The organism is Candidatus Binataceae bacterium (genome assembly GCA_036495685.1).
GTDB lineage: Bacteria > Desulfobacterota > Binatia > Binatales > Binataceae > JAFAHS01.
Map to the genome: position 1 here is coordinate 1 of DASXMJ010000026.1, position 4420 is coordinate 4420.

Annotated in this window: 3 protein-coding genes; 2 read left to right on the forward strand and 1 reads right to left on the reverse strand. The window is 61.4% G+C overall.

The genetic code is table 11. The features are described 5' to 3' along the window. Window positions 1–73: 73 nt before the first annotated feature. Window positions 74–1105 (reverse strand): tyrosine-type recombinase/integrase, encoded by a 1032-nt coding sequence (locus VGI36_03000; GenBank protein HEY2484085.1) that lies wholly within the window; start codon window positions 1103–1105, stop codon window positions 74–76. 436 nt (window positions 1106–1541) lie between these two features. On the opposite strand from VGI36_03000, the gene ltrA reads away from it, so the two are divergent. After that, window positions 1542–2855, forward strand: coding sequence for a group II intron reverse transcriptase/maturase (gene ltrA / locus VGI36_03005; protein HEY2484086.1), 1314 nt, complete (start codon window positions 1542–1544; stop codon window positions 2853–2855). A 237-nt stretch (window positions 2856–3092) separates the two neighbouring features. After that, a complete protein-coding gene (locus VGI36_03010; protein ID HEY2484087.1) occupies window positions 3093–4058 on the forward strand; it encodes an IS5 family transposase in 966 nt (321 codons plus the stop codon). Window positions 4059–4420: the final 362 nt, after the last annotated feature.

Genomic DNA, 4420 nt, shown 5'->3' on the forward strand with positions numbered 1-4420 from the left:
CTTCCGGATCATGCCGCGTCTTTCTCAGGAACCAGCTTGGCTCATGGCGCACGAGCATGAGATGTCGGCATAATCAGAGCCCTTTCAGGAAGGCGACCAGGTCGTCGCTTGGGCGATAGCGACCGGGTGAGACTACGACGGGCTGCGTTTTCGCCATCGCTTTTTCTTTCAACTCTATATCGGCGTGGACATACATCTGGGTGCTTTCGACCGACTCATGGCCGAGCCAGAGCGCGATTACGGTGCGGTCCACGCCGTTCTGAAGTAACTGCATTGCGGCGCTGTGGTGCAGTACGTGCGGCGTTACGCGTTTTCCTCCCAGCGTCGGGCATGCCTTGGCGGCCAGCTCGACATGCTTGCGGACGATGCTCTCGACCGCGTCGCGGCTGAGCCGATCGTCTCGATTGCTCACGAACAGCGGCTCGCCGTCGGCGCCACCGCGCTCACTAAGCCAGGTGCGGAAGGCCTCGACGCAGTCTTTCCTGAGCGGGGTTGATCGTTCCTTGCGTCCCTTGCCCATACATCGCACGTGCGCGCCGGTCCCGAGCACAACATCGCCACAGGTAAGATTGATCAACTCTGACACGCGAAGCCCGGTCTGCAGGGCGAGCAGAAGAAGCATCCGATCTCGCCGGCCTGACCGAGTCGTTGGATCGGCTACCCGGATGAGGGCTTCGATCTCGGCGCGGGTGAGGAAGTCGATCGTCCGTTTCTCGTATCTCTTGGACGGCATCACCAGCACCTGCTGGCAGTGGTGCAGAAGCTGCGGTTCATTGCCGGCGACATACTTGAAGAACGAATGGATCGCCGACAGGCGCGTGTTGCGGCTGCGCGCGCCGTTGCCACGTTGCGTTTCGATGAAGGTCAGGAAGTCGCCAACCAGATCCGCGCCGATATCGGCGATCTGAAGCTCGGTCGGTTGTCGCCGGAGCCGCTCGGCCGCGTGTTTCAGTAGCAGGCGAAAGGTGTCGCGATAGCTTGCGACCGTGTTCGGGCTGGCGTGGAGCTGCGTCGCCAGGCGTTCGGTAAAGAACTTCTGCAGTGCGCCACGAAAGGCGCTGGTGTCCAGCGGATGAAAGTTCCGTTGGAGAAGTTGTCGGTTCAACTCCGTAGCTACCGAGCGTCGCCGGGGAGTAATCCGCGGCGAGGAAGCCTCGGAAAAGAAGGGAGCGAAGGGCTCTCGAGCGAAACCGCGGGCCGTAACGCGAGTGAATCCTGAGCAGGCCCCGAAAGTACTGTGGTGGGCGCCGACCTCCCTGCAGAGAAGGGAAGGCCGCCGCGCGAAGGGGAAGCAACCGACGCACGCACCCGTCGCGGTCCACCGGGGTAGTGGGAACGGCACGTGGAGAAGGACACCAAGGGCAACGTGGGAGACCCGGTGAGGCAAGGGAGTCGCGCCCCTCGAGGCCGCAGAAGGCGGCTGGTCGTCGAGCCGGGAGTCGGAGAGGCCAACAGTACCGCGGAAGCCGGGCAACGCCGGTGGAGGGAAGGGGCCTCACTTCTGGAGCGCTTCGGAAGAAGACGAAGACAAGGAGATTGGCGTGAGCCTGGAACCTCCTGAAAAAGTCCGGAGTCTTCGGAGGAAGCTTTACGAGAAGGCGAAGCGGGAGCCCGACTACCGCTTTTACCTGCTCTACGACAAGGTGTCCCGCCAAGACATCCTCGAATATGCCTGGAGACTGTGCTGCGCCAACGGCGGAGCGCCGGGCGTCGACGGGGAGCGTTTCGCGGACATCGAGGCGAAGGGTGTGGCAGCGTGGTTGGAGGGGCTCGGAAAGGAGCTGCGCGAGAAGACGTATAAAGCAAGCCCGGTACGCCGGGTGATGATTCCGAAGCCCGATGGAGGCACGCGGCCACTGGGCATCGCGACGATTCGGGACCGAGTGGTGCAGACCGCAGCCAAGCTTGTGTTGGAGCCCATCTTCGAGGCGGACCTTGAGCCGAATGCCTACGGGTATCGGCCGCGCAAAAGCGCCCAGGACGCTGTGCGAGCAGTGCACCGCAGCCTGTGTGAGGGATACCGCGACGTGGTCGATGCCGACCTGTCGCAGTACTTCGATAGGATTCCGCATCAAGAACTCATGGGATCAGTAGCAAGGCGGGTCTCGGATCGCTGGATGCTGAAGCTCGTCAAGCAGTGGTTGAAGGTTGCGGTGGAGGAGATTAACGAGCAAGGGAAACGGCGAACCATAGGCGGGAAGCGAAGCAGGGCGGGTACGCCGCAAGGTAGTAGCGTTAGCCCCTTGCTCGCCAACCTCTATATGAACCGTTTTCTCAAGCACTGGAGGCGGCAAAGAAAAGAGGAAGAGTTTCGAGCGCGACTTATCAACTATGCCGATGATTTCGTGATCCTGAGCCGAGGTCGAGCGACCGAGGCGCTGGAGTGGACGCGGCAGACGATGGGAAGGCTCGGGCTCACCTTGAACGAAGCCAAGACCAGAATCGTTGATGGAGATGAGGAGAGTTTCGACTTCCTTGGCTACACCTACGGCCCTGAAAGGAGCCGCAAGGATGGCCACTGGTATCTCTCCGCCAAGCCTTCGAACAAGAGTGTGAAGCGAGTAAAGGCAGCGGTGCGCAGGTTGCTCCGGCCCGGGAATCAAAAGCCATGGCCTGAAGTAGTAAACCAACTGAACGAGACTCTGCGAGGATGGTCAAACTACTTCAACTACGGAACCAGGCTCGTGCGGTTTCGAGCCGTGGACCAATACGTACTTCGAAGCGTGCGCGATTTTCTCAGGCGACGACACAAGGTGCGCCAGCAGCGCGGCATCAAGCAGTTCCCGGTCGAGTGGATCTATAAGGAACTTGGGGTCCAGCAAATCGGTGGACTGCGTCTGCGCGCCTCTGCGTGAGCCTTCACGCGAAATTCCAGTCGGAGAGCCGGATGCGGGAGATCCGCACGTCCGGTTCGATGAGCGGGGAGTGGAAACGGAGTGATGGAGTGGAGTGAGACACCGGCATCGTGGCGAAAGCCGCCGGTCAACAGTTATCCCCACTTCCTAAGACCACCGCGCTACTCCTCGACTCTACCAAGTTGATCGATTGGTGTACAAAGAGAGCGGTGGATCGATCAGTGCGGAGGTGTGGTGATGGGTAATCAGCGGACGTTCGCTTCGATGGCTTGGCAGGCAAAGGGCAAAGTAACTCGACGCGAACGATTTTTGGTCGAGATGGACGCGGTAATCCCATGGCCGCGATTGCTGGCGCTGATCGCACCGTATTACCCCAAAGCGGGACAAGGTCGGCAGCCGCTGGGCTTGGAGAAGATGCTGCGCATCTACTTCCTGCAACAGTGGTTCAACCTGTCGGACCCGCAGGCCGAGGATGCGATCTACGACAGCGAGTCGATGCGGCAGTTTGCGCGGGTGGAGTTGGGTGACGAAGTGGTGCCGGACGAGACCACCATTCTGCGCTTTCGTCATCTGCTCGAGCAGCACCGGCTGACTCAGGCGATCTTCGATGCGGTGCGGGATCTGCTGGAAGAGCGCCGGCTGCTGCTGCGTTCGGGCACCATCGTCGATGCGACCATTATCGCGGCACCCAGTTCGACCAAGAACGCGACCGCCACCCGCGACCCCGAGATGAAGCAGACCCGCAAGGGCGGGAGCTGGCATTTTGGAATGAAGCTGCATGTCGGTACCGACCTGCGGGGCGTGGTCCACAGCGTGACCGCGACCGACGCGGGCGCGGCCGACATCACCCAGTTGCTCGCGCTGCTGCACGGGCAGGAGCGGGAGGTGTTCGGCGATCAGGCGTACTGGAAGGAAGCCGACCGCCAGGCGTTTGCCGCGCGCGGGGTGCACTATCGGATCAATCGGCGACCCAGCAGTAAGCCGCTGAGCCAACGCTGGCGCATGATCAATCGGGCGCGCTCGCGGACCCGGGCCTGCGGTGAACACGCCTTTCGAGTGGTCAAGCAGTTGTGGGGCTTCACCAAGGCGCGCTACCGCGGCCTGGCCAAGAACCTGGCGCGGGCGCAGACCATGTTCGCGTTGGCCAATCTCTACCAACTCCGGCGTGAGCTGCTCCCCGCACAGGCGAGGTGCGGGTTGTGACCCGGCTTGAGGGGATCGCCAGCGCCTGCGGCCAGATGCCAGAGACCAACTACCGATCGCAGGCGCGCTACTTTCCGTGATCATCCCCACTTTCATCTCAACTCGCCGTTCCCTTACGACCTGTGCAGAGTTTCCCTAGGAGGGAGGACACGAAAGTGTCGCGGACGTCCGGATGTCACACATCGCCCGAGCTCGCCGCTATCAACGCGAAACAGCGCCCAAGCGCTGTCGTGCTACGAACAACTGGCATTCGCAATTAAGGAGCTGCGCCCAAAATACTCGAAACCAGAGCGCGGATGTTTCAAGTGGTCCTTTGCCCGGAACGCTTGCCGCATCGCCACCATTTTTGTATAGACTTGCCA